Origin of the sequence: Phocaeicola sp. GP0067 (assembly GCF_031119655.1) — a bacterium.
Taxonomy (GTDB): Bacteria; Bacteroidota; Bacteroidia; order Bacteroidales; family Bacteroidaceae; genus Phocaeicola; species Phocaeicola vulgatus.
The window spans coordinates 45,075-70,805 of the sequence record NZ_JAVHZY010000021.1 but is presented as its reverse complement, the minus strand read 5'-3'; the positions used below and the strand labels follow the sequence as shown (position 1 = coordinate 70,805).

At 41.8% G+C, this 25,731-nt stretch carries 30 protein-coding genes; 23 read left to right on the top strand and 7 right to left on the bottom strand.

Annotation, left to right across the window (positions count from 1 at the left end; genetic code table 11):
• Positions 1–76 precede the first annotated feature (76 nt).
• The 11 genes from RE317_RS15300 (at position 77) to tsf (ending at position 10,823) form a co-directional block, all read left to right on the top strand.
• Positions 77–1,342, top strand: coding sequence for an MATE family efflux transporter (locus RE317_RS15300; protein ID WP_005853642.1), 1,266 nt, complete (start codon positions 77–79; stop codon positions 1,340–1,342).
• 93 nt (positions 1,343–1,435) lie between these two features.
• Complete coding sequence (gene purB / locus RE317_RS15295; protein ID WP_005839180.1) at positions 1,436–2,782, top strand: adenylosuccinate lyase; 1,347 nt, start codon at positions 1,436–1,438, stop codon at positions 2,780–2,782.
• 75 nt (positions 2,783–2,857) lie between these two features.
• Positions 2,858–4,321, top strand: a complete 1,464-nt coding sequence (locus RE317_RS15290; RefSeq protein WP_117873785.1) for a pseudouridine synthase — start codon at positions 2,858–2,860, stop codon at positions 4,319–4,321.
• Between the two features lie 22 nt (positions 4,322–4,343).
• Positions 4,344–5,747 carry an asparagine--tRNA ligase gene (asnS, locus tag RE317_RS15285; RefSeq protein WP_005853636.1) on the top strand — a complete coding sequence of 468 codons (1,404 nt, stop codon included), beginning with the start codon at positions 4,344–4,346 and terminating at the stop codon, positions 5,745–5,747.
• Between the two features lie 162 nt (positions 5,748–5,909).
• Positions 5,910–6,404 (top strand): DUF4488 domain-containing protein, encoded by a 495-nt coding sequence (locus tag RE317_RS15280; protein WP_005839187.1) that lies wholly within the window; start codon positions 5,910–5,912, stop codon positions 6,402–6,404.
• Between the two features lie 360 nt (positions 6,405–6,764).
• Entirely contained in the window at positions 6,765–7,340 is a 576-nt protein-coding gene (locus tag RE317_RS15275) for a zeta toxin family protein (RefSeq protein WP_005839189.1), read from the top strand.
• The gene (locus RE317_RS15270) at positions 7,330–7,575 is read left to right on the top strand and encodes a hypothetical protein (protein WP_005839191.1); all 246 of its coding nucleotides are present in this window, start codon (positions 7,330–7,332) and stop codon (positions 7,573–7,575) included. Before RE317_RS15275 ends, RE317_RS15270 begins: the two co-directional genes overlap by 11 nt.
• Before the next feature lie 299 nt (positions 7,576–7,874).
• Positions 7,875–8,336, top strand: a complete 462-nt coding sequence (gene rplM / locus RE317_RS15265) for a 50S ribosomal protein L13 (protein WP_005839194.1) — start codon at positions 7,875–7,877, stop codon at positions 8,334–8,336.
• Between the two features lie 6 nt (positions 8,337–8,342).
• Positions 8,343–8,729, top strand: a complete 387-nt coding sequence (rpsI, locus tag RE317_RS15260) for a 30S ribosomal protein S9 (RefSeq protein ID WP_005839197.1) — start codon at positions 8,343–8,345, stop codon at positions 8,727–8,729.
• A 132-nt stretch (positions 8,730–8,861) separates the two neighbouring features.
• The gene (gene rpsB, locus RE317_RS15255) at positions 8,862–9,701 is read left to right on the top strand and encodes a 30S ribosomal protein S2 (protein ID WP_005839199.1); all 840 of its coding nucleotides are present in this window, start codon (positions 8,862–8,864) and stop codon (positions 9,699–9,701) included.
• Positions 9,702–9,833: 132 nt separating this feature from the next.
• The gene (tsf, locus tag RE317_RS15250) at positions 9,834–10,823 is read left to right on the top strand and encodes a translation elongation factor Ts (RefSeq protein ID WP_005839201.1); all 990 of its coding nucleotides are present in this window, start codon (positions 9,834–9,836) and stop codon (positions 10,821–10,823) included.
• 59 nt (positions 10,824–10,882) lie between these two features.
• Here tsf and RE317_RS15245 read toward each other — a convergent pair whose 3' ends face one another.
• The gene (locus RE317_RS15245; protein WP_005839203.1) at positions 10,883–11,221 is read right to left on the bottom strand and encodes a translation initiation factor; all 339 of its coding nucleotides are present in this window, start codon (positions 11,219–11,221) and stop codon (positions 10,883–10,885) included.
• 117 nt (positions 11,222–11,338) lie between these two features.
• Here RE317_RS15245 and RE317_RS15240 point away from each other — a divergent pair, with 117 nt between their 5' ends.
• Genes RE317_RS15240 through ispF form a run of 3 tightly spaced genes read left to right on the top strand, consistent with a single transcriptional unit; the run spans position 11,339 to position 13,090 of the window.
• On the top strand, positions 11,339–11,989 hold the full coding sequence (locus RE317_RS15240; protein ID WP_005853629.1) for a redox-sensing transcriptional repressor Rex: 651 nt from the start codon (positions 11,339–11,341) through the stop codon (positions 11,987–11,989).
• Positions 11,990–11,993: 4 nt separating this feature from the next.
• The gene (locus RE317_RS15235; RefSeq protein WP_005839207.1) at positions 11,994–12,611 is read left to right on the top strand and encodes a fumarylacetoacetate hydrolase family protein; all 618 of its coding nucleotides are present in this window, start codon (positions 11,994–11,996) and stop codon (positions 12,609–12,611) included.
• Positions 12,608–13,090, top strand: coding sequence for a 2-C-methyl-D-erythritol 2,4-cyclodiphosphate synthase (gene ispF / locus RE317_RS15230; RefSeq protein ID WP_008667861.1), 483 nt, complete (start codon positions 12,608–12,610; stop codon positions 13,088–13,090). Before RE317_RS15235 ends, ispF begins: the two co-directional genes overlap by 4 nt.
• Before the next feature lie 50 nt (positions 13,091–13,140).
• On the opposite strand, the gene RE317_RS15225 is transcribed toward ispF, so the two are convergent.
• Positions 13,141–14,031, bottom strand: a complete 891-nt coding sequence (locus RE317_RS15225) for a 1,4-dihydroxy-2-naphthoate polyprenyltransferase (RefSeq protein ID WP_005839212.1) — start codon at positions 14,029–14,031, stop codon at positions 13,141–13,143.
• 73 nt (positions 14,032–14,104) lie between these two features.
• On the opposite strand from RE317_RS15225, the gene RE317_RS15220 reads away from it, so the two are divergent.
• On the top strand, positions 14,105–14,944 hold the full coding sequence (locus RE317_RS15220; protein WP_005839213.1) for a metallophosphoesterase: 840 nt from the start codon (positions 14,105–14,107) through the stop codon (positions 14,942–14,944).
• A gap of 226 nt (positions 14,945–15,170) precedes the next feature.
• A complete protein-coding gene (locus RE317_RS15215; RefSeq protein ID WP_005839215.1) occupies positions 15,171–15,641 on the top strand; it encodes a DUF3836 domain-containing protein in 471 nt (156 codons plus the stop codon).
• 82 nt (positions 15,642–15,723) lie between these two features.
• Here the strand turns inward: RE317_RS15215 and nadD are convergent, their stop codons facing one another.
• Genes nadD through RE317_RS15195 form a run of 4 tightly spaced genes read right to left on the bottom strand, consistent with a single transcriptional unit; the run spans position 15,724 to position 17,956 of the window.
• On the bottom strand, positions 15,724–16,296 hold the full coding sequence (gene nadD / locus RE317_RS15210) for a nicotinate (nicotinamide) nucleotide adenylyltransferase (protein WP_005839217.1): 573 nt from the start codon (positions 16,294–16,296) through the stop codon (positions 15,724–15,726).
• Positions 16,278–16,460 (bottom strand): hypothetical protein, encoded by a 183-nt coding sequence (locus tag RE317_RS15205; protein WP_005839218.1) that lies wholly within the window; start codon positions 16,458–16,460, stop codon positions 16,278–16,280. The genes nadD and RE317_RS15205 overlap by 19 nt, the downstream gene beginning before the upstream one ends.
• A 4-nt stretch (positions 16,461–16,464) precedes the next feature.
• On the bottom strand, positions 16,465–17,034 hold the full coding sequence (gene gmk, locus RE317_RS15200; RefSeq protein ID WP_005839220.1) for a guanylate kinase: 570 nt from the start codon (positions 17,032–17,034) through the stop codon (positions 16,465–16,467).
• A gap of 46 nt (positions 17,035–17,080) precedes the next feature.
• Positions 17,081–17,956: a YicC/YloC family endoribonuclease gene (locus RE317_RS15195; RefSeq protein WP_303266255.1), complete on the bottom strand. Its 876-nt coding sequence runs from the start codon at positions 17,954–17,956 to the stop codon at positions 17,081–17,083.
• 95 nt (positions 17,957–18,051) lie between these two features.
• Between RE317_RS15195 and tsaB the strand changes: the two genes are divergently transcribed.
• From tsaB to rseP, 7 genes are read left to right on the top strand one after another with little or no spacing between them, the layout of a single operon-like run.
• Complete coding sequence (gene tsaB, locus RE317_RS15190; protein ID WP_005839224.1) at positions 18,052–18,741, top strand: tRNA (adenosine(37)-N6)-threonylcarbamoyltransferase complex dimerization subunit type 1 TsaB; 690 nt, start codon at positions 18,052–18,054, stop codon at positions 18,739–18,741.
• A 46-nt stretch (positions 18,742–18,787) separates the two neighbouring features.
• Positions 18,788–19,414 carry a DUF4290 domain-containing protein gene (locus RE317_RS15185; RefSeq protein ID WP_005853616.1) on the top strand — a complete coding sequence of 209 codons (627 nt, stop codon included), beginning with the start codon at positions 18,788–18,790 and terminating at the stop codon, positions 19,412–19,414.
• Positions 19,415–19,432: 18 nt separating this feature from the next.
• The gene (gene murA / locus RE317_RS15180; RefSeq protein ID WP_005839229.1) at positions 19,433–20,737 is read left to right on the top strand and encodes a UDP-N-acetylglucosamine 1-carboxyvinyltransferase; all 1,305 of its coding nucleotides are present in this window, start codon (positions 19,433–19,435) and stop codon (positions 20,735–20,737) included.
• Between the two features lie 11 nt (positions 20,738–20,748).
• A complete protein-coding gene (rimM, locus tag RE317_RS15175; protein ID WP_005839232.1) occupies positions 20,749–21,267 on the top strand; it encodes a ribosome maturation factor RimM in 519 nt (172 codons plus the stop codon).
• 18 nt (positions 21,268–21,285) lie between these two features.
• A complete protein-coding gene (locus tag RE317_RS15170; RefSeq protein WP_008667863.1) occupies positions 21,286–22,143 on the top strand; it encodes a M23 family metallopeptidase in 858 nt (285 codons plus the stop codon).
• Positions 22,144–22,150: 7 nt separating this feature from the next.
• Positions 22,151–23,299 (top strand): 1-deoxy-D-xylulose-5-phosphate reductoisomerase, encoded by a 1,149-nt coding sequence (locus RE317_RS15165; RefSeq protein ID WP_005853614.1) that lies wholly within the window; start codon positions 22,151–22,153, stop codon positions 23,297–23,299.
• A gap of 56 nt (positions 23,300–23,355) precedes the next feature.
• Positions 23,356–24,699: an RIP metalloprotease RseP gene (gene rseP, locus RE317_RS15160; protein WP_005839240.1), complete on the top strand. Its 1,344-nt coding sequence runs from the start codon at positions 23,356–23,358 to the stop codon at positions 24,697–24,699.
• Between the two features lie 573 nt (positions 24,700–25,272).
• Here rseP and nrdG read toward each other — a convergent pair.
• Positions 25,273–25,731 (bottom strand): anaerobic ribonucleoside-triphosphate reductase activating protein, encoded by a 459-nt coding sequence (gene nrdG / locus RE317_RS15155; protein WP_005838696.1) that lies wholly within the window; start codon positions 25,729–25,731, stop codon positions 25,273–25,275.

The window sequence follows — 25,731 nt, the reverse complement described above, 5'->3', positions numbered from 1 at the left end:
AATTCAAGAACCGAGAAGTGTACGAAAGAACCTTGCCAGACTGGCGGTTCCTATTTTCATTGAAACATTGCTGATTATGATGCTGGGCGCGGTAGATACCGTGATGCTGAGTCAGTATTCAGACAATAGTGTGGCTGCCGTCGGGGTGGTCAACCAGCTCATCATGTTTGCTTTCCTGATATTCGAGGTGATCAATATAGGAACTTCCGTACTCTGTTCGCAATATTTGGGAGCAAGAATGCACAAGAATATGGTGCAGGTGGTGGGAGTATCATTGATACTCAATTTGGCGTTCGGTCTGTTTGTCAGTGCCATTTTGCACTATGGAGCCACTTCTCTGCTATCTATGATGGGACTTCGTCCCGAACTGATGGAATATGGAGTGAGTTACATGAAGATAGTAGGGGCATTCGCTTTTTTTCAAGCCATATCTCTGACTATTTCTGCCTCTTTGCGTAGTGCTAACAAAGCGGTTTATCCCATGATGGTAACGGTAGTTGTGAATATTCTGAATATCATCGGTAACTATTCGCTGATTTTCGGTAAGTTCGGCATGCCGGCTTTGGGAGTGGAAGGTGCGGCTATCTCTACAGCATTTGCCCGAGGGGTATCTATGGTGATACTTTTTGTAATTCTTTTCCGCAAGCATATTCCCAGATTTCCGTTATCCTATTTTTGCCCCTTCCCGTTTGTCGAGCTGAAAAACCTGTTGAAAATCGGAGTCCCCTCGGCCGGAGAAAATATGTCCTACAGTTTCTCTCAGGTAGTATTGACCTATTTTATTAATATGTTGGGGAATGAAGCGCTGGCTACCCGTACCTATGTGGTGAATATAGTGATGTTCGTTTATTTGTTTGCTATTGCCATGGCACAAGGCGGAGCCATCTGTATCGGACATCTGGTAGGTGAAAGGAAAATTCATGCAGCCTATCTGTTAGGCAAATATGTGATGCGTATTTCTATTTTGGTTTCTTTGGTTTTATCCTGTATCTGGGCTTTGATGGGGCATACCTTGTTTAGCTGGTTGACAGATAATCCGGAAATTATCCGTCTGGGTACTATTATCCTGTTTATTGATGTGATTTTGGAAGTGGGACGGGCTATTAATATTTATGCGACGAATGCTTTACGTGCAACGGGTGATGTAAATTATCCGTTTTATGTAGGATTTGTTGTTCAGTGGAGTGTTGCCGTAGGTTGTGGTTTCTTGTTCGGCATTCATTGGGGATGGGGATTGGTAGGTATGTGGTGTGCGTTTGTGCTGGATGAAAATCTTCGTGGTATTATCTTTGTACAGCGTTGGAACAGTCTGAAATGGACTAAAAAGGGATTTGTGAAATAAATCTTCATTTTCGCAAACTTTATGCATCTTCAGGCCGTTAAACTCAAGAAAAAGAATTAATTTTGCAGTCTGATAATTATCAAAGAATATAATATGGAGCTCGATTTACTCACGGCAATATCACCTATTGACGGTCGATACAGAGGAAAAGCGGGAGCTTTGGCCTCTTATTTTTCTGAATTTGCACTCATCAAGTACCGTGTGCAGGTAGAAATTGAATACTTTATCACTCTGTGTGAACTACCGTTGCCACAGCTGAAAAGCTTTGATCATGCACGTTTTGATGCATTGCGCGCTATTTATAAGAATTTTTCAGAAGCTGATGCACAGCGTATTAAAGAGATAGAAAGTGTAACAAACCACGATGTAAAGGCTGTAGAATATTTCATCAAAGAAGAATTCGATAAGTTGGGCGGAATGGAGGAATACAAGGAATTCATTCATTTCGGATTGACATCACAGGACATAAACAATACTTCTGTACCGTTGTCTATAAAGGAGGCATTGGAACAAGTGTACTATCCGCAAATTGAAGAGCTGATTGCTCAGTTGACTACATACGCTGAAGAATGGGCAAATATCCCTATGTTGGCAAAAACACATGGGCAGCCTGCTTCTCCTACTCGCCTGGGTAAAGAAATCATGGTTTTCGTTTATCGTCTGAATCGTCAGCTGGCTGTATTGAAAGCTTGTCCTGTCACGGCTAAATTCGGTGGTGCGACGGGTAATTACAATGCACATCATGTAGCTTATCCCGAATATGACTGGAAAGCATTCGGAAATCAGTTCGTGGCAGAGAAGCTGGGGTTGGAACGTGAGGAATATACTACTCAGATTTCTAATTATGATAATCTGGGAGCCATCTTTGATGCCATGAAGCGCATCAATACCATTATGATTGACATGAACCGCGACTTCTGGCAGTACATCTCTATGGAGTACTTCAAACAGAAGATTAAAGCGGGCGAAGTCGGTTCCAGCGCTATGCCGCACAAAGTAAACCCCATCGACTTCGAAAATGCTGAAGGTAATCTAGGTATGGCAAACGCTATTTTGGAGCACCTTTCTTCTAAGTTGCCTGTTTCCCGCTTGCAACGTGACTTGACAGACTCTACTGTGTTGCGTAACGTCGGTGTACCTTTCGGTCACATTGTGATTGCTATCCAAAGTTCGTTGAAAGGTCTGCGTAAACTGTTGCTGAATGAGAAAGCAATCTATGCCGACTTGGATAATTGTTGGAGTGTGGTGGCGGAAGCTATCCAGACTATTTTGCGCCGCGAAGCCTATCCTCATCCGTATGAGGCATTGAAAGCTTTGACCCGTACAAACCAAGCTATCACAGAAGGGGCTATTAAAGAATTCATAGAAACACTAAATGTAAGCGAAGATATTAAAAAGGAACTGCGAGTGATTACACCGCATAATTATACAGGTATTTAAAAAATAGTTAGTTGGATTTTAATCAAAAAAGCCCGAGAGGGCGTTATACATTAATTAATAAACAAAAGGAAAACCATGAGTACAGAAAATGAAAGCAGACAAGAAGGTGCTGCAAACGAAGAAAACCAGAATGTAAGCCGTGATGGTGGTTATAAGTCTTATAACAGAGACAGTAATTACAACAGATACAACAACGACGGCGAACAGCGTCCTTACCGTCCTCGTACGAACAGCTATAATCGCGAAGGTGGCGACCGTCCTTACTGTTCTTCTTATAACAACGGTGACCGTCCTTCCTATAATCGCTATAATAATGGTGACCGTCCGCAACGTCCCCGCTTTAATCCTAACAGTGAGGATGGAGGAGAACAACGTTCATACCGTCCTCGTACAAATTATAATCGTGAAGGTGGTGAGCAGCGTCCATATACTCCGCGCCCTCGTTTCAATAATGGTGAGGAAGGTGGTGAACGTCAATACCGTCCCCGTACAAACTATAATCGCGAAGGTAGTGAGCAGCGTCCTTATACTCCGCGTCCCCGCACCGGAGGATATAATCGCGAAGGTGGTGAGCAGCGTCCATATACTCCGCGTCCCCGTTTTAACAGCGGTGAAGGTGGTGAACAGCGTTCTTACACTCCGCGTCCTCGTACCGGCGGTTATAATCAAGGCGGCGATCGTCCTTATCGTCCTCGTACCGGTGGTTATCAAGGTGGTGGATACAATCGTCCCTATCGCCCCCGTACGGCTGATTATAACCCGAATGCAAAGTATAGTCTGAAGAAACAGATTGAATATAAAGATATATTGACCGATCCAAATGAGCCGATTCGTCTGAACAAGTTCTTGGCTAATGCAGGTATATGTTCCCGTCGTGAGGCTGATGAGTTTATTACAGCAGGTGTAGTCAGTGTAAATGGTGAAGTGGTAACCGAATTAGGTACTAAGATCAAGCGTACTGACGAAGTGAAGTTCCATGACGAACCGGTAAGTATTGAACGCAAAACTTATATTTTGTTGAATAAACCGAAGGATTGTGTGACTACTTCTGATGATCCTCAGGAACGTAAGACTGTAATGGATTTTGTGAAAGGTGCTTGTAAGGAGCGCATTTATCCAGTTGGGCGTTTGGATCGTAATACTACCGGTGTATTACTGTTAACTAACGATGGTGATTTGGCTTCCAAGCTGACTCATCCTAAGTATTTGAAGAAGAAGATTTATCATGTATATTGTGATAAGAATGTAACCAAGGCAGATCTTGACCAGATTGCAGCAGGTGTGACATTGGATGATGGAGAGATCCATGCAGATGCCATCAGCTATGCATCGGAAACAGACAAGTCACAAGTCGGTATTGAAATCCATTCCGGAAAGAACCGTATTGTGCGTCGTATTTTTGAATCCTTGGGATATAAGGTAATCAAGCTGGACCGCGTTTATTTTGCTGGCCTGACTAAAAAAGGTTTGCGTCGCGGTGACTGGCGTTACCTGACGGAACAAGAAGTGAACATGCTCCGCATGGGCTCATTTGAATAATAAACAATAAAGAGACAAAACAATGGAAAAAATTAGTAGAACAAAGATTGTTGACTTGCTGAAGCGCCGTGATTTTGGTGCGATGGTCAATGTAAAAGGTTGGGTTCGTACCCGCCGCGGTAGCAAACAGGTAAATTTTATCGCCCTGAATGACGGTTCTACAATAAATAATGTGCAGATTGTTGTTGATTTGGCAAACTTTGACGAAGAAATGTTGAAGCAGATCACCACCGGTGCATGTATCAGTGTGAACGGTGAGTTGACCGAATCCATTGGCTCTGGTCAGGCTGCCGAAGTTCAAGCGCGTGGAATCGAAGTATTAGGTACTTGTGATAATACTTATCCGTTACAGAAGAAAGGTCATACGATGGAGTTTCTTCGTGAGATCGCTCATTTGCGTCCCCGTACCAATACATTTGGAGCTGTATTCCGCATCCGCCACAACATGGCTATCGCTATCCATAAGTTCTTCCATGAACGTGGTTTCTTCTATTTTCATACACCTATTATCACAGCATCCGATTGTGAAGGTGCGGGACAGATGTTCCAGGTTACTACCAAGAATCTTTATGATTTGAAGAAAGATGAAAACGGATCGATTATTTATGATGATGATTTCTTTGGCAAACAAGCCAGTTTGACGGTTTCCGGACAGTTGGAAGGTGAATTGGCTGCTACTGCTTTGGGGGCTATTTATACATTTGGACCTACATTCCGTGCGGAGAACTCCAATACGCCGCGTCACTTGGCCGAGTTTTGGATGATTGAACCTGAGGTTGCGTTCAATGATATTACTGATAATATGGATTTGGCCGAAGACTTTATTAAATATTGTGTACAGTGGGCGCTTGACAACTGCTATGATGATGTGAAGTTCTTGAACGATATGTTCGATAAAGGATTGATAGAACGTTTGCAGGGCGTGCTGAAGGAAGAATTTGTCCGTCTGCCTTATACGGAAGGTATCAAGATACTGGAGGAAGCTGTAGTAAAAGGTCATAAATTTGAATTCCCGGTATATTGGGGAGTAGACTTAGCCTCTGAACATGAACGTTATTTGGTGGAAGAGCACTTTAAACGTCCTGTAATCCTGACAGACTATCCGAAAGAAATCAAGGCATTCTATATGAAGCAGAATGAGGATGGCAAGACGGTGCGTGCAATGGATGTATTATTCCCGAAGATTGGCGAAATAATAGGTGGTTCTGAACGTGAGGCTGATTATGACAAATTGATGACCCGCATTCAGGAACTGGGAATTCCGATGAAGGATATGTGGTGGTATCTGGATACCCGCAAGTTTGGTTCATGTCCTCATTCTGGTTTTGGACTTGGTTTTGAACGGTTGTTGCTGTTTGTTACCGGTATGACCAATATTCGTGATGTGATACCTTTCCCACGTACTCCGCGCAATGCTGAATTCTAATTGTAGGAAATAATAATTCAAAAAATCCTGCCCTATAACATAGAGCAGGATTTTTTTTGTGTTTAACTGTAAAAAAGTTATTTGAAAAGCAGAAAGTTTGAAAAATTTTTCTAATTTTGTTGTATCCACATAACGCAATTTGTTAACTAAATATATACAGCTATGAAACGGAAAAAATTATTCCTACTGATGATAGCATTCTTGCTAATCGGTACTTCGCGTGTAGTGGGACAGGAAAAATCGGATGCAGCCCCTGTCAATTTGAAAGGGATTTGGCAGATGTGCTTTTATGTATCAGGTACTCCTCAGGTGCCGGGTGAGTTGAAACCAAGTAATTCTTTTAAAATTTTGTCTGATGACGGCAAGTTTACCAATATGACCATGATTCCTAATCATGGAGCTATTATTATTGGTTCCGGTACCTATCGGCAGACTGCTCCTAATGCTTATACAGAGCATGTGGAGAAAAATCTGCATCTTCCACAATTGGTAGGTGTGGATAACATTTTGGAATTTGAGATGAAGGGGGGCGATGTCATGGTACTGAAGTTTTTTGTGAAAACGGATAAGGATGGAAATGAAATCAATTCCTGGTATTATGAAACTTGGAAACGGGTGAAAATGCCTCCTGTTTATCCAAAGGATTTGGTCAGATAAGTTTGAATCTTTGTTTATAAACAAAGGATAGTCATTGGGGAGGGGCTGCTCTTTCATTTTTTGAAAGTGTGGTCCCTATCTATATGGTGGGATATGTGTCTTGTTTATATGATTACTTGTTTGGATACTTAAATGAAAGGTGTCTATGTATTAATTGTTTCCAATAAAATGATGTAGTGAGTAACTGTTACCTCTTTGCAGGTTGCTTAAATATACGGTAAAATTCCTGTAATCTCTTTTTAATTTGCACAGAATTTCAAAAAATGTGCTATTCTTCATCACTTTTATGTCTTTTCGAGAACAAAAATTGGAAATAATCGTTAACTTTGTCGCCAATAACAGAAATAGAAAAGGAGATTAATGTCTAAACTTTATATAATAGCGGGGTGTAATGGAGCTGGTAAAACGACTGCTTCGTATACGGTATTACCCGAAATTTTAGAGTGCCGTGAATTTGTCAATGCCGATGAAATCGCCAAGGGACTTTCTCCTTTTAACCCCTCAAGTGTAGCAATCGAAGCGGGACGACTGATGCTGAAACGCATCGGAGAACTGTTGTCAGCCGGAGTCAGTTTTTCTGTTGAAACTACATTGTCCACCCGTTCTTATATCAATCTTATCCAGCAGGCACAAAATCAAGGATATAGTGTCAGCCTTATTTATTTTTGGCTGAATTCGCCTGAACTGGCTATAGAGCGAGTGAAACAGCGTGTTGCCAACGGAGGGCATGATGTACCTGCTCCCATTATCCGTCGTCGTTATCGTTCGGGGTTGGAAAACTTTTTCCGTATTTATATGCCTTGCGTGGATTATTGGATGCTTGCGGACAATAGCTGCACACCGCGTGTTATTGTGGCGGACGCCTTCCGTTTGGGAGATGAGGTCCATATCTATAATCAAGAACTTTTTACTAAAATCAGAAGTTATGTCAACTGAAGAAGAATATAAGGAATTAAGTGCGAAGTTGCGTTATGGTTTAGAACTAGCGGAACAGCGGTTGATAGAGGAAACTGCACGGCGCGAAGGGACACTGTGTTATGGTCGTCCCGATGGAAAAGTAGTTCGGATCTCAGCAACTGAACTTTTAAAGCTTCGTCAGTCCGGTGGAAACAATGCGGCATCTGTGGCTGTTTGTACTTGCTCTGAGATGGAGAGTGGCTGGAATCGTTGAAAATATATGAATAACTGTATATGTATAGGGAAGAATCAAAATTTCTTCCCTATGTTTTTACTCCGTTATTCAAAGCCTAGATGTGGTTGTATCAGCCTTTTGTATGCAAAAAGCAGGAGGAAAAAATATCTTAATTTGTTTGTCAGTTCAAAGAAAAGCCGTACCTTTGCAAGCCGATTATTATCAAAAGTTTATAAAGAATTAATTCTTAGCGTGTTAATAGTTCTTTGTCCGGGAACGGTTAGAAACGCTGGGAAGAATTGTTTTTTAGTAGTTAACATTTAAAAAAGAATTTAAGAGTGGATACTTTAAGTTACAAGACCATTTCTGCAAACAAAGAAACAGCTCATAAAGAATGGGTTGTTGTCGATGCAACCGATCAGGTCGTAGGCCGTCTCGGTTCGAAAGTTGCGAAACTGTTGAGAGGAAAGTACAAACCAGACTTTACCCCTCATGCTGACTGCGGTGATAATGTTATTATCATTAATGCAGACAAAGTGAAATTTACCGGAAACAAGTGGAACGACAAGGTTTACTTGCGCTATACAGGTTATCCCGGTGGTCAGAGAGAAATGACTCCTGCCCAGTTGATGAAGAAACCTAACGGTGAAGAAAAACTGTTGAAGAGAGTAGTAAAGGGTATGCTTCCTAAAAATCGTCTGGGAGCACAGTTGCTGGGCAATTTGTATGTTTACGCTGGTAGTGAACATAAACATGAAGCTCAGACTCCGAAATCAATTGATATAAACTCACTTAAATAATAAAGAATGGAAGTAGTAAATGCATTAGGCAGACGTAAACGCGCCGTAGCACGCGTGTTCGTAAGCGAAGGTACAGGAAAGATTACTATTAACAAGAGAGACCTTGCACAGTACTTTCCATCAACTATTCTTCAGTATGTAGTAAAACAGCCTTTGAACAAGCTGGAGGCTGCTGAAAAATATGATATCAAAGTAAATCTTTACGGTGGTGGTTTTACAGGTCAGTCACAGGCTTTGCGTCTGGCTATCGCCCGTGCGCTGGTTAAAATCAACCCTGAAGATAAAACAGCTCTTCGTTCAGAAGGCTTCATGACACGTGATTCTCGTTCTGTAGAACGTAAGAAACCGGGTCAGCCCAAAGCACGTCGTAGATTCCAGTTCAGTAAACGTTAATATCCGGTTTTACTTGGAACTGGTTAAGAAGCGTTTAGTATCTAAACCAGCGGGACTCTACTTGGTAGCGGACTACCCGATGGTTGGTTGAGATAAACAAAAAAGAAAGTAAACGATTTAAAGAATAACAAAATGTCTAGAACTAATTTCGATACATTATTGGAAGCCGGTTGCCACTTCGGACACCTTAAGAGAAAGTGGAATCCCTCAATGGCTCCTTATATTTTCATGGAACGCAATGGTATCCATATCATTGACCTCCATAAAACAGTTGCTAAAGTAGATGAAGCTGCTGATGCACTGAAACAAATCGCAAAATCAGGTAAGAAAGTCCTGTTTGTTGCTACTAAGAAACAAGCTAAACAAGTAGTAGCTGAGAAAGCTGCTTCTGTAAATATGCCTTATGTAATCGAGCGTTGGCCGGGTGGTATGTTGACTAACTTCCCGACTATCCGTAAGGCTGTGAAGAAAATGGCTACTATCGATAAGTTGACCAACGATGGTACTTATTCAAACCTTTCTAAGAGAGAAGTTCTGCAAATCTCTCGTCAGCGTGCTAAATTGGAGAAGAACTTAGGCTCTATCGCTGATTTGACTCGTTTGCCGTCAGCACTGTTCGTTATCGATGTGTTGAAAGAAAACATTGCAGTTCGTGAAGCTAACCGTCTGGGTATCCCTGTATTTGCTATCGTTGATACAAATTCAGATCCTTCAAACGTAGACTTCGTGATTCCTGCAAACGATGACGCTACTAAGTCTGTAGAAGTGATCTTGGATGCTTGTTGTGGCGCTATCGCTGAAGGCTTGGAAGAAAGAAAAGCTGAAAAAGTAGATATGGAAGCTGCCGGTGAAAATGCTCCTAAGGGTGCTGGTAAGAAGAAAAATACCAAGGCTCGTATGGATAAAGCCGAAGAAGAAGCTATCAATGCTGCTAAGGCTGCCGCTTTCTTGAAAGAAGACGAAGAAGCTTAATAGTATAAATTGAGAGTTGAGAATTGAAAATTGGGGAAGGGGCAGATTATGCTGTTAATTCTCAATTCTCAATTTTCAATTCTCAATTCTGTTTTAAAGATATTACTAACAATTAAAAAATAAAGGAATATTATGGCTGTAACTATGGCTGAAATAACCAAGCTTCGTAAGATTAGTGGAGCTGGTATGATGGATTGCAAGAACGCCTTGACTGAAGCAAACGGCGATATCGATAAAGCAATGGAAATTATCCGTAAAAAAGGACAGGCTGTTGCTGCAAAACGTTCTGACCGTGAAGCATCTGAAGGTTGTGTGCTGGCAAAAAAGGATGGCGAATTTGCTGCTATCATCGCTTTGAAATGCGAAACCGACTTCGTTGCTAAAAATGCTGATTTCGTAGCGTTGACTCAAGCTATTCTGGATGCTGCTGTTGCCAACAGATGCAAGACTTTGGAAGAAGTAAAGGCTTTGCCTATGGGTAACGGTACTGTACAGGATGCAGTAACAGACCGTAGCGGTATCACTGGTGAAAAAATGGAATTGGATGGCTACAATGTGGTTGAAGGTGCTTATACTTCTATTTATAACCACCAGGGAAATAACCAGCTTTGTACTATTGTTGCCATGAATAAGGAAGCTGAAGCTGCCGCTCACGGAGTTGCTATGCAGATTGCCGCTATGAATCCTATTGCAATTGATGAAGCCGGTGTTCCTGAATCTGTAAAAGAAGCTGAAATACAGGTAGCTATTGATAAGACTAAGAAAGAACAAGTAGACAAGGCTGTTGAAGTTGCTTTGAAGAAGGCTGGTATCAACCCTGCACATGTAGACAGCGAAGAGCACATGGAAAGTAACAAGGCTAAGGGCTGGATTACTGACGAAGATATTGCCAAAGCTAAGGAAATCATTGCTACTGTTTCTGCTGAAAAAGCTGCCAACTTGCCGCAACAGATGATTGAAAACATTGCTAAAGGTCGTCTGGGTAAGTTCTTGAAGGAAGTTTGCTTGCTGAACCAGGAGGATATCATGGATGGTAAGAAGACTGTAAGAGAAGTGTTGAAGGAAGCTGATCCTGAATTGCAGATCGTTGCTTTCAAACGTTTCACTTTACGTGCTGAATAAGATTTTCCGCAATTATAGAATGGGGGACTGTGTGACAACAGTCCCTTTCTTTTTTCCGGTTATTTGGTCTGGGTATATCCTTCAGCTTTCAATAACTCGATGACCCGTTGCTTGAACTCTCCTTGGATAAGGATCTCCCCGTCTTTTACTGAACCGCCTACTCCACATTTGCTTTTCAATAATTTACCCAACTCTTTCAGGTCATTTTCTGTTCCGATGAACCCGTTGATTAATGTCACGGTTTTGCCACCCCGTCCTTTTTTTTCTATATTGACACGGAGTTTCTGTTGTTTTTTATCTAATGTCTCAACCGCTTCCTCTTCAACGCTTTCATACTTGAAATCAGGATTTGTGGAATAAACCACATTCAGACGTTCTTTCCAATCGTTATTTTTCATGTGAATTTTGCTTAAATGAATACTCAAAGATAAGACTTTTTTTATACTCTATCCGTCAATGTAACAAATAAAAGTGTACTTTTGCAAATTACCTAATGATAATACCTAAAGAAAAAGATGGATATACGTATGCATAAATTCTCGGATAAAGTGCCTGAGCCGACTTTGCGCAGGCTTCCGTGGTATCTTTCGAATGTGAAACTGATGAAAGAACAGGGAGAAACGTACGTGTCTTCTACCCAAATATCCAAGCAAATCAATGTAGATGCTTCCCAAATAGCGAAAGATCTTTCTTATGTAAATATATCCGGCCGTACACGTGTGGGGTATGAGATTGATGCGTTGATAGAGGTGCTGGAGCGTTTCTTGGGATTTACCAAAATGCATAAAGCTTTTTTGTTTGGTGTCGGTAGTTTGGGAGGTGCTTTATTGCGCGACTCGGGGCTGCATCATTTTGGATTAGAGATAGTAGGTGCGTTTGATATTAATCCCGGATTGGTCGGGAAGGAAATAAATGGAATTCCTATTTATCATTCGGATGAATTTGAGATAAAAATGAAATCCTGTGATGTGAATATCGGGGTATTGACTGTGCCTATTAATATAGCACAGGAGATAACAGATAAAATGATAGCGGGTGGCATTAAGGCTGTTTGGAACTTTACACCGTTCCGTATTCGTGTACCGGAAAATATTGTGGTGCAGAATACATCACTTTATGCCCATCTGGCTGTAATGTTTAACAGATTAAATGTAATTCAAGAATAATAATATGAAGATTATAGCCGTAGGAATGAACTACGTTGCACATTGCCACGAGTTACATGCTGATGAAAAATTACCGGAAGAACCGGTTATTTTTATGAAACCGGATTCGGCTCTGCTGAAAGACAGCAAGCCGTTTTTTATTCCTGATTTTTCTCAGCAGGTGGATTATGAAACAGAATTGGTAGTACGTATTAATCGTTTGGGAAAGAATATTGCTCCGCGTTTTGCCAGTCGGTATTATGATGCGGTGACGGTAGGAATAGATTTTACGGCACGTGACCTTCAGCGGCGGTTCCGGGAGGAAGGCAAGCCTTGGGAGCTGTGTAAAGGGTTTGATAGCTCGGCTGCCATAGGTGATTTTGTGCCGGTAGACAGATTTAAGGATATACAGAATTTAAACTTTCATTTGGATATAGATGGAAAAACAGTGCAGAGAGGCAACACTGCGGATATGTTGTTTAAGGTGGATGAGATAATTGCATACGTTAGTCGGTTTTTTACATTAAAGATTGGAGATTTGCTCTATACGGGAACTCCTGTGGGAGTAGGGCCAGTCGGCATAGGACAGCATTTGCAGGGGTATTTGGAAGGTGAGAAATTATTAGATTTTTATGTAAGATGAAAATAAGAGTAGGATTTGGATTCGATGTGCACCAACTGGTAACCGGTCGTGAACTATGGCTTGGAGGAATAAAATTTGAACATGAATTGGGATTATTGGGACACTCGGATGCCGATGTGTTGATTCATGCCATTTGTGACGCTTTGCTGGGAGCTGCCAATATGCGTGATATAGGTTATCATTTTCCTGATACTGCGGGTGAATTCAAGAATATTGATAGCAAGATTTTATTGGCTGAAACGGTGGACCTGATTACTGCAAAAGGATATAAAGTAGGTAATGTGGACGCAACGATTTGTGCTGAACGTCCTAAATTGAAAGCGCGGATTCCGGAAATGCAGTTGGTACTTGCTCATTTGATGGGGATTGATGTGGATGATGTTTCCGTAAAGGCTACCACTACAGAGAAGCTGGGATTCACGGGCAGGGAGGAGGGCATTTCCGCTTATGCCACTGTATTGATAGAGAAAGCGGAATGATTTGTTGCGCTTTATTGGGAAATATCTTCTGGCAAGATCTTGCCAGAAGATTATAGGATAAGGCCGAATGCTAGTAATACGCCGAATAGCAGCATATTGCGGGAGGTTTCTCCCAATATGCTGTTTAATTCTTTTCCCCTGTTGATTTTTACCATTCTTTGCCATGCCATGAAGTGAGGTAACAGATAAATTTGGGGTAATAATGCAGCCCAAATGTGCCCGGTAGGAATAAACAATAAACAAAGCCATGCGGCAGCCAATCCCAAAAATAAGTATAATTGTTGCCCTGCATTGGCTCCCCAGCGTACTACGATTGTTTTCTTTCCGCTTTTTGCATCCTGATCGCGGTCACGGTAATTATTCACCATCAACAAGGTATCTATAATCAGTCCGCAAGCTAGAGAGGCGAGTGTCACATTCCAAGTCCAGTCACGGCACATCACATAGTAAGTGCAGCCTACCGGTACAAATCCGAAAAAGACAATGACAAGTATGTCTCCCCATCCGTGATAAGCTAGCGGATAAGGTCCTGCTGTATAAAGAAAAGCGAATAAAACACATAAAATTCCTACTGGAATCATTTCAATCCCTCCATAAGCTAATAGGCATAACCCTGCTAAACAAGCTGTTGCTGTGGTCAGGGCGATTCCCTTTCTCATGGCGTTCAGTGTGATCCATCCTTGCGCGCAGGCACGTTCAGGACCCAAACGGTCTTCACGGTCACTGCCTTTCAGATAATCAAAGTAATCATTAATGAAGTTGGCGTCTATCTGCATCAGAAAAGCGAAGGCAAAGCAAAGCAATGCTGGTGTCATTTGGAAGCAGCTGTCTGCATAGGCCAAGGCACATCCCAGTAAAACCGGAGTGGCGGCTCCTGCCAATGTTTTAGGGCGGGCGGCTAGAAGCCATGCTTTTATTGAGTTAACTTGAACAATTTCCATTTCTATTTATAATTAAGGTTGTGCAAAGATAAAACAATTAATTCTGTATCTTTGTCTCCAAATAGAAAGGATTATGAAGAAACAGTTTCTTTTTTTGCTTTTAGCGGTTATTCTTTTGTCTTCTTGCGCCACAGCTACTTTGTCCGAGTTTCCGGGGGTAGGGCGTGTGAAGCAATATGATTTTTATAGTTATGATATTCCACCCGCTTTTGACGGTTTTCGGATAGGGTTTGCTTCGGATTTTCATTATGAGAGTCGCTTTAAGAGGAGTGAATTGAACAGCGCGGTGCGGGCATTAAAGTCAATGCATGCCGATGTCTTGCTGTTGGGTGGAGATTATCGTGGCAAGAAAGGTGGAAATCTGGATACTTTGTTCACCGCCTTGAGCAGAGTTTATACGCCTTACGGAACATTTGCTGTGATGGGAAATCATGATTATGGCTATTGTTATTCCGAAGTGGTGGAGGCCATGCAAAAGAATCATGTGCGGTTGATGGAACATAAAAGCTATAAGCTGATGAAAGATGGTCAGTATATTATAGTGAGCGGTGTACGCAATCCGTTTGATTTAAAAAAGAATGGTGACTCTCCATCCCAGCATTTTCCGGCGGATGATTTTATTATATTGCTCACGCATACTCCCGATTATGCAGAAGATACCGATGTGTCGAATGCCAATTTGGTGTTAGCGGGGCATACTCATGGTGGGCAGGTGAGCTTGTTTAAAAAATATTCTCCGGTAAAGCACTCTATTTATGGAAACCGTTTTCTGACTGGTTGGAAAGAGAATAGCAAAGGTACTCCGATTATTATAACCAATGGATTGGGTACTTCGCGCGTTGACGTCCGTTTATTTACTCCCAGCGAAGTTGTTCTGGTAGTCTTGCATCGTGTTGAAAAGCAGAAAGAATAGACTGTTTGTCCGTTAATAATGTACAGGGTGTCCATAATCGGACACCCTTTTTATGTTTACTTGTTGATACTTAGTGGATTAATTCCATGGCATGTACTTTGCACTTTATAAAGTGAAGCGACTCAAGAAAAAAAACGGATCATGTTGCAACGTTTTGAGAGTCATTTGCGTCTTATAAATAAAGACACAAATAAACACGAATTATAAACATTAAAAATAAGACATTATGAAAACTACAATGCTCACTAAAGCCATGATGGCAGTTCTTTTTGCAATGACAAGTGTATTAACATTGAATGCGGCCAAGCCTGTGAAGATTACAAATGAAGAGGTGGAAAATGGTCGGGTGTCGGCTAAGGTCGTTTATGAACAGGAAGGTACTTTCCTGACTCCGGAGTATCGTTTTGAGTTCAGATACAACGATAAGGGACAAATCATAGAGAAGAAAAGTATGAAATGGAATGGCACGGATTGGATAAATTATTATTGTATGGAAGTTACGTACACAGACACAGAAGCGCATATTGATTATTCTTTGTGGAATAAAAATAAAAAAGCGTTTGTCCCTACGCAGAAATATGTATATACGTTAGATGAAGCTGGGAAGTTTTTGGCGTGGCACTCATATAAAAAGGATACGACAGGCTGGGAGTTGGACGGATTGATAAATAGTAAGGTACTGCTGGCAAAGCGTTAATGGAGTGCGTCCTTTGAATTTTAGATTAAATAATTGATGTGTTTTTCCCCGGGGAATTTGGATTGTATCCTCCCGGGGATTTTTATTTTTTCAGTCGTTCATATACTGCCGGATGCAGGAAATATCGTATATCTCGTCCTTCTGCCAGTGCCTGTCTGATAAAAGTAGAACTGACTTCCAATAACGGAGTATCGGCTAATTGCACGGAAGGAGGAAGGGTTGTTGGATCAATAGTGAAATTCGGACGGGGATAGATCATTACATGATGATTCTTTAAAATCTCCTCTGCTTTGTACCAACGGGGGAATAAAAGCCAGTTGTCCGCCCCGATGATAAGGGTGAATTCCCGGTTGGGATAGGCTTTGTGTAAAGCATCCAATGTGTGTATAGTATAGGAAGGACGAGGCAGGTGGAATTCGAAGTCGGAAGCCCGGAATTTGGGATAATCCGCAATGGCCAGTTTTACCAGTTCCAATCGCAGATTATCATCCCATAAATCCGTTTGTTGCTTTAATGGATTGTGAGGAGAGACGAGAAACCATATTTCATCTAGTCCATTATATTCACATAAATAATTGGCAAGTGCCAGATGGCCCATGTGGATAGGATTGAATGAGCCGCCGAAAATACCGGTCTTTATCTTACTCTTTTCCATTTATTGTAATTCCATACTTGTCCTACAGTGACAATACCCATTGCTATGGCAATAATGTATTGTTCCATTGCCATTGCAATGATACCCACAGCCAAAGCTATAAAACCAATGAGGATACAAAGTATCGACATTCTTTGGGCCAGTTTTTTCGGATCTTTGATCATCGTCTTATTGTTCAATAAAGTTTCTAATAACTTTCAGTGCTTCCGCCTTTGCCTTCTCCAAATCGTCATTTACTATCACGGTATCGAATTTATCGGCGAACCCCAATTCGAATTCTGCTTTTGCAATTCGGCTTTCAATCACTTCGGGGGCATCAGTACCACGGCCTTGCAGGCGTTTACGGAGTTCTTCTACACTGGGTGGTTGAATGAAAACAGACAATGCGCGGCTGCCATAATATTTTTTGATATTACATCCGCCTACCACATCTACGTCAAAAATCACATTTTGTCCGGCTTCCAATTGTTTTTCCACTTGTGCTTTCAAGGTTCCGTAGAAACGGTTTTCGTATACTTCTTCGTATTCCAGAAATTCATTATTGGCAATGCGTTGTCTGAATTCCTCAGGAGATAGGAAGAAATATTCCACACCATGCCGTTCTTTTCCGCGAGGAGGGCGGCTGGTGGCAGAAATAGAGAAAGACAGGTTCAGGTTTTGTGTCAACAGATAGTTGATAATGGTTGATTTGCCCGAACCTGAGGGGGCTGAAAAAATGATAAGTTTTCCTGTTGCCATATCTTGATTCTTTGCTTATGAGAATGGTGTCCGGTATGTGAACCGGTTACATTACATTTAACACCTGTTCTTTGATTTGTTCCAGTTCGTCCTTCATCTGCACTACGATGTTTTGCATTTCGGCATGATTGGATTTGCTGCCGGTCGTATTGATTTCGCGTCCCATTTCCTGTGCTATGAAACCAAGTTTTTTTCCTTGTCCATGACCGCCTGCCATGGTTTCACGGAAATATCTCAAGTGATTGCTCAGTCGTTGTTTCTCTTCGTTAATATCTAATTTTTCAATGTAATAAATCAATTCTTGCTCCAGGCGGTTTTTATCATAATCCACACTGATGGTCTTTTCCAAAGCATCTGTAATGCGTTCACGTATCTTGGCTACACGCTCTGTTTCGTAGGGTTCGATGGACTTTAACAAACGCTCGATGTTGTCAATCTTTTCGTTGAATTTCTTTTCCAAGGCGCTTCCTTCCTGTTTGCGGAAATCTACCAAATGGTTGATGGCCTCTTCCACTACCCGGCGGACTACCTCCCATTCGTCTTTCGAAAGTTCTTGTACATCGGCTTTGGTCAGTACATCAGGCATTCGTAGAAGGGTTGCAAACCAATCTTCGGGCATTGGTATATGGGTCATTTCGGAAATAGATTTTATCTGATTGTAGTAGTTTTCTACAAGGGCGGCGTTAATGGGAGTGGCTGTATCCGAAACGTCTTTCTCTATCCACAGGCTGAAATCAACTTTACCGCGTTCCAATGATTTGGAAATCATATTGCGGATTTCCATTTCTTTTTCACGGTATAAAGGAGCGATCCGTGTAGACAAGTCCATTGCTTTACTATTTAAAGACTTGATCTCTACGTTAATTTTTTTTTCTCCGAATATAGCGGTTGCTTTACCGTATCCGGTCATTGACTGTATCATAACTAATATGTTTTTTTGCAAAAGTAATCTTTTTATGGAAATGAAGTATAAATAAAAGTGTATATTTGCAGATTATATTATATAAGTAGAGCATTATGTCGTGTATTTTGCATATTGAAACTTCAACAGAGGCCTGCTCTGTTGCCGTCAGTGAGGATGGATTGGCGGTGTTCTCCAAAGAGGATTTGAAAGGACCTTCACACGCCGTGCAGCTGGGCGTATTTGTAGATGAGGCTTTATCTTTTGTCGACAGTCATGGTATGCCGTTGGATGCAGTGGCTGTGAGTTGCGGGCCCGGCTCGTACACAGGGCTGCGTATTGGTGTTTCTATGGCGAAGGGTATTTGCTATGGACGTAATTTGCCACTTATCGGTCTGCCGACATTGGAGGTGTTGTGTGTGCCGGTGTTGTTACATCATGATTTGCCTGAGGATGCCTTGCTCTGTCCTATGATAGACGCACGTCGCATGGAAGTCTATGCAGCTGTTTATGACCGCGCATTGGGCGTGAAAAGGGAAATTGCCGCCGATATTGTTGATGAGCATTCCTATTTGGAGTTCCTGAATGAACATCCGGTCTATTTTTTTGGTAACGGTGCAGCCAAATGCCGTGGGCAGATTACTCATCCCAATGCTCATTTTATTGATGACATCCGTCCGTTAGGTAAATGGATGTTCCCATTGGCAGAAAAGGAAATGGTAAGGCAGAACTTTAAGGATGTGGCTTATTTTGAGCCTTTCTATTTGAAAGAGTTTGTAGCTTCCAAACCCAAAAAGCTTTTGTAACAGCCGATGAACAAATCAGTGCATAAATCATAAATTTTAAATATATATGGAGTATAATACTCAACAACGAACTTTACCCCTTCCTGAATATGGCAGAAGTGTGCAGAACATGGTAGACCACGCCTTGACCATCGAGGACAGAGCTGAGCGCCAACGTTGTGCGAACACGATTATCAACATTATGGGCGGTATGTTTCCGCATTTGCGGGATGTGCCCGATTTCAAACATAAATTATGGGATCATTTGGCTATTATGGCCGATTTCAAGCTGGATATCGATTATCCGTATGAAATTGTGAAGAAAGAAAGCCTGGAGGTGAAACCCGATATGTTGCCTTATCCGCATAATGGAATCCGTTACCGTCATTATGGACGTATTTTGGAGAGCATGATTAAAAAGGCAGTGGACTATCCGGAAGGTGAGGAGAAGAAGCAGCTGATCAGCCTGATTGCAAACCACATGAAGAAATGTTTCCTGAACTGGAACAAAGACGGGGTGGAGGATCAGAAAATCTTGGATGATCTTCGCGATTACTCTAAGGGAATGATTAATCTGACCCCTGAAGACCTGCATTTGAATGAACAGCAACGTGTTTATGTTCCACGCAGGCCGCAACAGAACAACAATCAGCGCAGACCGCAACAAAACAACAACCAAAGAAAGAAATATTAATTCCTAAAAAATGATACCATGGCTTCGTTTGTAATTGAAGGAGGACATAAATTGCACGGCGAAATACACCCGCAAGGTGCTAAAAATGAAGTGTTACAGATTCTTTGTGCCACTCTGCTGACTTCGGAAGAAGTGACCGTAACTAATATTCCGGACATTCTGGATGTGAACAATCTGATTCAGTTGTTACGTGATATGGGTGTCAAGGTATCAAAAACAGGGATTGATTCGTATACATTTAAGGCTGACACTGTGGATTTGAACTACTTGGAGAGTGATGAATTCTTAAAGAAATGTTCCAGTCTGCGTGGATCAGTCATGTTGGTTGGTCCGTTGGTTGCCCGTTTTGGAAAGGCTTTGATTTCAAAACCGGGCGGTGACAAGATTGGCCGCCGGCGTTTGGACACTCACTTTATCGGTATTCAGAAACTGGGAGCCTGTTTTAATTATGATGAGGAACGAAGTGTTTTCAGTATTTGCGCAGAGCATTTGGAAGGTACTTATATGTTGCTGGATGAAGCTTCGGTTACCGGTACGGCTAATATTGTGATGGCTTCTGTCCTGGCGAAGGGCAAAACGACCATTTACAACGCAGCTTGTGAACCTTATCTGCAACAACTTTGTCGTATGTTGAACCGCATGGGGGCGAAGATTTCCGGTATTGCATCTAATTTGCTGACTATTGAAGGAGTGGAAAGTCTGCATGGCTGTACGCATCGGGTGTTGCCTGATATGATTGAAGTAGGTAGTTTTATCGGAATGGCAGCTATGACAGGAAGTGAGCTTACCATTAAGAATGTATCGCATGAAAATTTGGGCATTATTCCAGAAAGTTTCCGTCGTTTAGGTATCAGAGTGGAACAGCGGGGAGATGATCTGTTTATCCCCGAGCAGGAACATTATCAGATAGAATCGTTTATTGATGGCTCTATTATGACCATAGCAGATGCTCCCTGGCCGGGGCTGACTCCCGACTTGCTCAGTGTGGTACTGGTGGTGGCTACACAGGCGAAAGGCAGTGTACTGATTCATCAGAAGATGTTTGAAAGCCGCCTGTTCTTTGTGGACAAGCTCATAGATATGGGAGCACAGATTATATTATGTGACCCTCATCGTGCCGTTGTGATAGGGCATGACCGTAATTTCCAGCTTCGCGCCGGAAATATGATTTCACCCGATATCCGTGCCGGTATTGCTTTGCTGATAGCGGCAATGAGTGCCGACGGTATAAGCCGCATACACAATATAGAGCAGATAGACCGGGGATATCAGAATATAGACCAGCGTTTGAATGCGCTTGGCGCACGTATTACTAGAATTTAGAGAAATCAATCATGATTAAGAAAGATGAAGTTTTCAAGATTGGTATATTCAACAAACCGCATGGAGTAAAAGGAGAAATCTCATTCACTTTTACGGATGATATTTTTGACCGTGTGGAATGTGAGTATCTGGTCTGTTTGTTAGACGGTATATTCGTGCCTTTCTTTATTGAAGAGTATCGTTTTCGTTCAGATACCACTGCTTTAGTCAAACTGGAAGGGGTGGATACCTCGGAAAAGGCCCGTATGTTTACGAATGTAGAGGTCTATTTCCCGAAGAAATATGTCGGTGAGGAGGAAGATTCGGATGATATACCTACCTGGAACTATTTTATTGGCTTTAAGGTGGAAGATGTGAATCATGGTGAGTTGGGCGAGATTGTGGCGGTGGATGACAGTACGATGAATGTCCTTTTTGCCATTGAGAAGGATGGCGAGGAACTTTTGCTGCCTGCCCACGAGGAATTTATCATCAAATTGGATAAGAAAAAGCGTTTGCTGACGGTCGAAGTACCTGATGGCTTGATATAAATATAGAAGGTGCGCACAATGAAGAAAAAAGGAAGGAAAGCATTTTGGCATAATTTCAAGTTTAAGTATAAACTGACCATTACCAATGAAAATACGTTGGAGGAGATTGTGGGACTGCACGTTTCCAAACTCAATGGTGTGTCTGTATTGCTGTCTGCCGTAACGGTAATTTTCCTGATTTCGGCAACTATCATTGTTTTTACTCCTTTACGTAACTATTTGCCGGGATATATGAACAGTGAGGTACGTGCGCAGGTGGTGACCAATGCCTTGCGGGTCGATTCGTTACAACAAGTGGTGACGAGGCAGAATATGTATATCATGAACATTCAGGATATATTTAGCGGGAAAGTAAAAGCTGATACAGTCCAATCTATCGACTCTCTGACCATTCTTCGTTCTGATTCTTTGATGGAACGTACCAGGCAGGAAGAAGAGTTTCGCAAGCAATATGAAGAATCGGAACGATATAATCTGACGGCTGTTGATGATAATAATGCCGCTTCCGGATTGATATTCTACCGTCCTACACGGGGCATGATGTCATCTAATTTTGACTTGGAGAACAGGCATTACGGTGTGGACATTGCCGCTAATCCAAATGAAAGTGTGTTGGCAACATTGGATGGGACAGTGATTTTGTCTACTTATACGGCAGAAACCGGTTATGTTATTCAGATACAGCATGGACAGGATTTTGTGTCGGTGTATAAACATTGTGGTTCGTTATTAAAGAAAGAAGGAGATCCGGTGAAAGGTGGTGAAGCTATTGCATTGGTAGGAAATACCGGTGAAAAAACTACCGGACCGCATCTGCATTTCGAATTATGGCATAAGGGACGTGCGATTGATCCCTCAAAATACATTGTATTTTAACAACATTATGAAAAAACAAATAGCGATATTAGGTTCTACCGGCTCTATCGGTACACAAGCTTTACAGGTAATAGAGGAACATCCAGATTTATATGAGGTCTATGCGTTGACAGCCAATAACAGGGTCGATTTATTGGTAGAACAAGCCCGTAAGTTCATGCCCGAGGCGGTAGTGATAGCCAATGAGGAAAAATACCTTCAATTGAAAGAGGCGCTGAGTGATCTGCCTGTCAAAGTATATGCAGGAGCGGATGCGCTCTCTCAAATTGTGGAATCACAACCTATTGACATTGTACTGGCTTCTATGGTAGGTTATGCCGGATTGCGTCCTACTATAAATGCGATAAAGGCAGGTAAAGCTATTGCTTTGGCTAATAAAGAAACACTGGTTGTAGCCGGGGAGTTGATTAATGCACTGGCAAATCAGTACCATACACCTGTACTTCCCGTGGATTCGGAGCATTCGGCTATCTTCCAGTGTCTGGAAATAAATAACCGGTTGGAGAAAGTGATCTTGACAGCTTCAGGAGGGCCGTTCCGTACTTATACCATGGAGCAGTTGCAAACAGTGACCAAAGCACAAGCTTTGAAGCATCCCAATTGGGAGATGGGAGCGAAGATAACCATTGATTCGGCTTCCATGATGAACAAAGGGTTTGAAGTGATTGAGGCTAAATGGTTATTCGGAATGCGTCCGGAGCAAATTGAAGTGGTAGTTCATCCACAATCTGTCATTCATTCTATGGTGCAGTTTGAGGATGGGGCCGTGAAAGCACAGTTGGGCATGCCCGATATGCGTTTGCCTATTCAATATGCTTTTTCGTATCCGGAGCGCGTGAAATCTTCTTTCGAGCGGTTGGATTTTGCCCGTATAACAGACCTGACTTTTGAACAGCCTGATACCAAACGTTTTCGTAATTTGGCATTGGCATACGAGGCTTTGTATCGGGCCGGAAATATGCCCTGTATAGTGAATGCAGCTAATGAAGTGGTGGTGGATGCTTTCCTGAAAGACAAAATATCTTTCCTGGGTATGAGTGATGTCATAGAACAGACTATGGGTAAAGTTGCTTATATCAAGGAACCGACTTATGAAGACTATGTGGATACTGATGCTGAGGCGCGTCGGGTAGCGTTGTCCCTTTTGTCATCTTAAATGGTAGTTGGCAGAGAATTATGTTAATTATAAATTATAAAATAGTAAATAGTTAGATGGAAACATTTTTGATTCGTGCTCTTCAATTGATAATGAGCCTTTCATTATTGGTCATTATTCATGAGGGAGGACATTTTCTTTTTTCACGTCTTTTTAAAGTAAGAGTAGAGAAGTTCTACATATTTTTTGATCCGTGGTTTTCTTTGTTCAAATTCAAACCGAAGAACAGTGATACGGAATATGGTATTGGCTGGGTGCCTTTGGGGGGATATGTGAAAATTTCGGGTATGATAGACGAGTCTATGGATACCGAGCAGATGAAACAGCCTGCTAAGCCATGGGAATTTCGTTCAAAACCGGCTTGGCAGCGTCTGCTTATCATGGTGGGTGGTGTCTTGATGAATTTCTTGCTGGCTATCTTCATCTATTCCATGATTTTATTCCATTGGGGAGATTCTTTTGTATCGCTGCAAGACATGACTCATGGTATGAAATTTAATGAGCGTGCCCGGGAAATAGGTTTCCGTGACGGTGATATTCTTCTTCGTGCAGATGAAAAACCATTGGAGCGTTTCGGGGTGGATATGCTTCGTGATATTGCTGAGGCACGTACAGTGACTGTATTGCGCGACGGAAAGGAAGCCGAAGTATATATGCCTGAGATCAGCTTGTTGGATATAGCAAAGGATGATCCGATGTTTGTTACGGCGTTAGTTCCTAATGTCGTTGACTCGGTGATACCGGGCGGTGGCTTGGATAAGGCCGGTATACAGAAGGGAGATAGTCTGGTCGCGGTCAATGGCGAGAGGTTGAACTCATGGAATGCATTGGTGGAAAAACTGGATAATATGCAGGCTGATGCGGAAGCTACAGGAGATAAAGATGCTTCTCTACAAATGGTATATTCGCGTAACGGACTGCGTGACACCGTGACGGTGCGTACAGACTCTTTGTTTAGAGTGGGTGCAACATTCTCTTCATTGGCTGATTATAAAGAAACAACCCGTGAATTTGGTTTCTTTGAATCTTTTCCTGCCGGGGTGCAATTGGGGGTAAATACGTTGAAGGGATATGTGAACGATATGAAATATGTGTTCACTAAGGAAGGAGCCAAGAGCGTAGGTGGTTTTGGAACGATAGGAAGTATTTTTCCGAAAGTATGGGATTGGCATCGTTTTTGGGAAATGACTGCTTTTCTGTCAATCATTCTTGCGTTTATGAATATTCTGCCTATTCCGGCATTGGATGGCGGACATGTATTATTCCTGCTTTATGAAATCATTGCCCGCCGTAAGCCGAGTGACAAGTTTATGGAATATGCACAGATGGTAGGTATGTTTTTACTGTTTGCCTTGCTCATTTGGGCGAACTTTAATGATATCATGCGATTCTTGTTCTAGGTCTGCATGACAGAAAAGGACACGGCATTTTTATAACAATGCCGATAGGCACGGATTTCCGCAAAGATTGAATCAATCGTCTTTGCGGAAATCTGCGTTTTTTATATTGTTTCTCTCCCGTGGTGAAAAAAAGACATAAAAAAAGAGCGAAAGTTTTTATCAAACCCGCTCACATCCTGAAGAACCCCCCTCCATTATGGGGTTCTTTTCATCTTTCTCGTCTCAGTTGTGTTATCCTCTCTCTCTTGTACCTAAAAAAACAACTCTTTTAATACCTATAAAACTAATCTCCTGAAAACTTTCTTTTTCTAATTACCTTAAATCTTACTACTAATACCTTTCTAAATCAATCTTTCTTTACCTAAATCTAATACCTTAAATTAAAATCTTTACCTTAATACTTAATACCTAATTTTGTTCTTTTCTTTATTAACTTAATATTTGGTTTCACAACCACATTGCAAAGGTACGGCTTTTCTTGAAATTAGCAAGTAAATATATGCTGAAAAACATAAAAAAGGGTGAATTCATGATATATATCAAGAAAACACCCCTTTTTTATTTCTTTTAGCGTTATCGCACACGGATGATGCGTTGATTACTGCTGCCCCGAAATTCCAAGTAAGGAGAGTACAAATCCGGCTCAAATCGTCCGTCTACTATAACATCCACATAATCCAGTATCGGTTTTAACATTTCATCGTTTTGTATCTGTTCAAATGTATATCCAGTATAACACCAGATGTTTTGTCCGGTAGCTTCTTTGATCTGTTTGACCAGAGCCAGGAATTCTTGGGGATGATAAAGTGGATCTCCACCGGAAAAGGTGATTCCGTCCAATAATGGATTGGCATTTATTTCGCAGATCATTTTTTCTATTTTTTCCGGTGTGAGCGGAGTGCCTGCCGATGGATTCCAGGATTCGGGATTCTGGCAACCGCGACAATGGTGACGGCATCCGGCCAGATAGATGGAATAGCGGATGCCTTCACCGTCGACTATTGTTTCAGGATAGGTAAATAACAAGTTCAT

What these genes read in the sequence shown, in the direction of transcription:
- rpsI (WP_005839197.1), top strand. Translation starts at nt 8,343, where the DNA reads ATGGAAGTAGTAAATGCATTAGGCAGACGTAAACGCGCCGTAGCACGC.
- RE317_RS15300 (WP_005853642.1), top strand. Translation starts at nt 77, where the DNA reads ATGATGCTGGGCGCGGTAGATACCGTGATGCTGAGTCAGTATTCAGAC.
- rseP (WP_005839240.1), top strand. Translation starts at nt 23,356, where the DNA reads ATGGAAACATTTTTGATTCGTGCTCTTCAATTGATAATGAGCCTTTCA.
- RE317_RS15235 (WP_005839207.1), top strand. Translation starts at nt 11,994, where the DNA reads ATGAAGATTATAGCCGTAGGAATGAACTACGTTGCACATTGCCACGAG.
- RE317_RS15165 (WP_005853614.1), top strand. Translation starts at nt 22,151, where the DNA reads ATGAAAAAACAAATAGCGATATTAGGTTCTACCGGCTCTATCGGTACA.
- RE317_RS15225 (WP_005839212.1), bottom strand. Translation starts at nt 14,031, where the DNA reads ATGGAAATTGTTCAAGTTAACTCAATAAAAGCATGGCTTCTAGCCGCC.
- nadD (WP_005839217.1), bottom strand. Translation starts at nt 16,296, where the DNA reads ATGGAAAAGAGTAAGATAAAGACCGGTATTTTCGGCGGCTCATTCAAT.
- RE317_RS15205 (WP_005839218.1), bottom strand. Translation starts at nt 16,460, where the DNA reads ATGATCAAAGATCCGAAAAAACTGGCCCAAAGAATGTCGATACTTTGT.
- RE317_RS15280 (WP_005839187.1), top strand. Translation starts at nt 5,910, where the DNA reads ATGAAACGGAAAAAATTATTCCTACTGATGATAGCATTCTTGCTAATC.
- RE317_RS15170 (WP_008667863.1), top strand. Translation starts at nt 21,286, where the DNA reads ATGAAGAAAAAAGGAAGGAAAGCATTTTGGCATAATTTCAAGTTTAAG.
- RE317_RS15195 (WP_303266255.1), bottom strand. Translation starts at nt 17,956, where the DNA reads ATGATACAGTCAATGACCGGATACGGTAAAGCAACCGCTATATTCGGA.
- RE317_RS15185 (WP_005853616.1), top strand. Translation starts at nt 18,788, where the DNA reads ATGGAGTATAATACTCAACAACGAACTTTACCCCTTCCTGAATATGGC.
- RE317_RS15215 (WP_005839215.1), top strand. Translation starts at nt 15,171, where the DNA reads ATGAAAACTACAATGCTCACTAAAGCCATGATGGCAGTTCTTTTTGCA.
- RE317_RS15290 (WP_117873785.1), top strand. Translation starts at nt 2,858, where the DNA reads ATGAGTACAGAAAATGAAAGCAGACAAGAAGGTGCTGCAAACGAAGAA.
- RE317_RS15275 (WP_005839189.1), top strand. Translation starts at nt 6,765, where the DNA reads ATGTCTAAACTTTATATAATAGCGGGGTGTAATGGAGCTGGTAAAACG.
- gmk (WP_005839220.1), bottom strand. Translation starts at nt 17,034, where the DNA reads ATGGCAACAGGAAAACTTATCATTTTTTCAGCCCCCTCAGGTTCGGGC.
- tsaB (WP_005839224.1), top strand. Translation starts at nt 18,052, where the DNA reads ATGTCGTGTATTTTGCATATTGAAACTTCAACAGAGGCCTGCTCTGTT.
- RE317_RS15240 (WP_005853629.1), top strand. Translation starts at nt 11,339, where the DNA reads ATGGATATACGTATGCATAAATTCTCGGATAAAGTGCCTGAGCCGACT.
- nrdG (WP_005838696.1), bottom strand. Translation starts at nt 25,731, where the DNA reads ATGAACTTGTTATTTACCTATCCTGAAACAATAGTCGACGGTGAAGGC.
- tsf (WP_005839201.1), top strand. Translation starts at nt 9,834, where the DNA reads ATGGCTGTAACTATGGCTGAAATAACCAAGCTTCGTAAGATTAGTGGA.
- RE317_RS15270 (WP_005839191.1), top strand. Translation starts at nt 7,330, where the DNA reads ATGTCAACTGAAGAAGAATATAAGGAATTAAGTGCGAAGTTGCGTTAT.
- purB (WP_005839180.1), top strand. Translation starts at nt 1,436, where the DNA reads ATGGAGCTCGATTTACTCACGGCAATATCACCTATTGACGGTCGATAC.
- murA (WP_005839229.1), top strand. Translation starts at nt 19,433, where the DNA reads ATGGCTTCGTTTGTAATTGAAGGAGGACATAAATTGCACGGCGAAATA.
- rimM (WP_005839232.1), top strand. Translation starts at nt 20,749, where the DNA reads ATGATTAAGAAAGATGAAGTTTTCAAGATTGGTATATTCAACAAACCG.
- asnS (WP_005853636.1), top strand. Translation starts at nt 4,344, where the DNA reads ATGGAAAAAATTAGTAGAACAAAGATTGTTGACTTGCTGAAGCGCCGT.
- RE317_RS15220 (WP_005839213.1), top strand. Translation starts at nt 14,105, where the DNA reads ATGAAGAAACAGTTTCTTTTTTTGCTTTTAGCGGTTATTCTTTTGTCT.
- RE317_RS15245 (WP_005839203.1), bottom strand. Translation starts at nt 11,221, where the DNA reads ATGAAAAATAACGATTGGAAAGAACGTCTGAATGTGGTTTATTCCACA.
- rpsB (WP_005839199.1), top strand. Translation starts at nt 8,862, where the DNA reads ATGTCTAGAACTAATTTCGATACATTATTGGAAGCCGGTTGCCACTTC.
- ispF (WP_008667861.1), top strand. Translation starts at nt 12,608, where the DNA reads ATGAAAATAAGAGTAGGATTTGGATTCGATGTGCACCAACTGGTAACC.